The sequence below is a fragment of the Eubacterium sp. An3 genome, assembly GCF_002159465.1.
In the GTDB taxonomy this organism is placed as follows: domain Bacteria; phylum Bacillota; class Clostridia; order Lachnospirales; family Lachnospiraceae; genus Anaerobutyricum; species Anaerobutyricum stercoris.
The window spans coordinates 1-1,783 of record NZ_NFIR01000088.1; the positions used below are offsets into that span (position 1 = coordinate 1).

At 49.4% G+C, this 1,783-nt stretch carries 2 protein-coding genes; one reads left to right on the forward strand and one right to left on the reverse strand.

Translation table 11 applies throughout. The features are described 5' to 3' along the window. Nucleotides 1-127: 127 nt before the first annotated feature. Nucleotides 128-496, reverse strand: coding sequence for a hypothetical protein (locus B5F87_RS21555; protein WP_242964631.1), 369 nt, complete (start codon nt 494-496; stop codon nt 128-130). Nucleotides 497-582: 86 nt separating this feature from the next. Between B5F87_RS21555 and B5F87_RS20390 the strand changes: the two genes are divergently transcribed. Beyond that, nucleotides 583-1,719 carry an IS66 family transposase gene (locus B5F87_RS20390; protein WP_087284502.1) on the forward strand — a complete coding sequence of 379 codons (1,137 nt, stop codon included), beginning with the start codon at nt 583-585 and terminating at the stop codon, nt 1,717-1,719. Nucleotides 1,720-1,783: the final 64 nt, after the last annotated feature.

Consider the following 1,783-nt stretch of genomic DNA (forward strand, 5'->3'; position numbering starts at 1 on the left):
CGATTTTAATTGTGATTTCATTATCGCATATTTTTTTATCCTCATCTTTTCCGAAAAATCATCTGGAAAAGACAGGTTATTCAAAAAAGATGAGGATAAAAATAAACTGAGCATAAGCCGCATTATCCTAACATTTAGATAATGCGGCCGTACTGATATGCGAAAACAGATCGACGGTCTCTGTGCAATCATCGAAGAGAAACTCCATATGGGCAAAGACGATAATGCCCTGTTCCTCTTCTGCGGGAGGCGCCACGACAGGATCAAGGCGATCCTGTACGAAAAGGATGGTATCGTCCTCCTGTATAAGAGGCTGTCTGTCGATGGCAGGTTCCGGTGGCCAAAGAACCAGGCGGAAGTGAGACGGCTTACCTGGCAGCAGTTCGACTGGCTCATGTCGGGACTGGAGATCGAACAGCCCAAGACATTCAAACCGTTGCCCGCTGGCCGAAAAAGTCCTGTCCCTTCCGCTGGAAATAGATCTTAAATGTCTCAAAATATCTCTGTTTTCAGCTCTGTTCCCGTGGTCTTATCTGCTGACATATGATATAATGGGTCCAGTATAGAAAGGACGAAAGGAACATGGCTTCTGACCCAAGGGAACTCCAGCTCCGGGAGCTGAAAGATATGATGCAGCAATTGAAAAAAACGGTCGGATCCCAGACGCGGATGATCGCTTCCCTGCAGGAATCCCTGGATGCGGCCAACCAGCTCGCAGCTCAGAGACTGGAAACGATTGAGTATCTGAAAAAGCAGCTTTACGGGGCATCCAGCGAAAAACGCAAAAAGCCGGAAGAGCCGCAGGCGGACGGTCAGCTCACGCTCTTTGATATGTACGCCCAGATCTTTGACGAAGCCGAGTATCACCATGACCCAAAAGCCACAGAACCGGAGCAGGTAGTAGTCGTGAAGGAACATGTGCGCAAGAGCCGGAAGACAAATGCAGAAAAATATAAGGATCTTCCGACAGAAGTGGTCGAAGTCCCTCTTCCGGGATCGGAACAGTCCTGTCCGGACTGCGGCACCCCTCTGGTCCGTGTTGGAAAGGAATACGTCCGGGAAGAACTGGTGTACATCCCGGCAACACTCAAGCTGGTGAGATATTACCGTACGACTTATAAATGTCCGGCGTGTACAGAAGGATATCATTTAGACCAGAACAGCTATAAATTTGTGAAATCTGTGGTCCCGCCGGCGCTGATCCCCCACAGTCCGGTATCCCCGTCGGTGGCCTCATGGTGTATCTATCAGAAATATGCCCTTTCGCTGCCCCTGTACCGGCAGGAAAAAGACTGGCTCCAGTTCGGGCTGGAGCTTTCCAGGACGACGATAGCGAACTGGATCATAAACTGTGTGGACCGGTACTTTATCCATGTATACGGATTCTTCCACCGGGAACTCCTAAAGAGGGGCTTCCTGATGGCGGATGAGACCAGGGTCCAGGTGCTGAAAGAACCGGAGAGGCGCGCACAGTCGCAGTCCTGTATGTGGCTGGTAAGATCCGGAGAAGACGGCCTCCCGCCGATCATCCTTTTCGGATATACGGAGACCAGGGCAAAATACCATATCGAAAGATTCCTGGAAGGATACGGCGGCGGATACCTGGAAACAGATGGATATCAGGGTTATAACAACCTGAAAAATATCAGGCGCTGCTGTTGCTGGGCCCATTATCCCAGAAGTATTGTTATTCCAAGAGAACTGCCAAACTCAGCGTAAATCAGCAGTTCTCCGTTTTGGATCTCGAATAATAATAACTACTTTTTACCTTAAGAATTCGGGT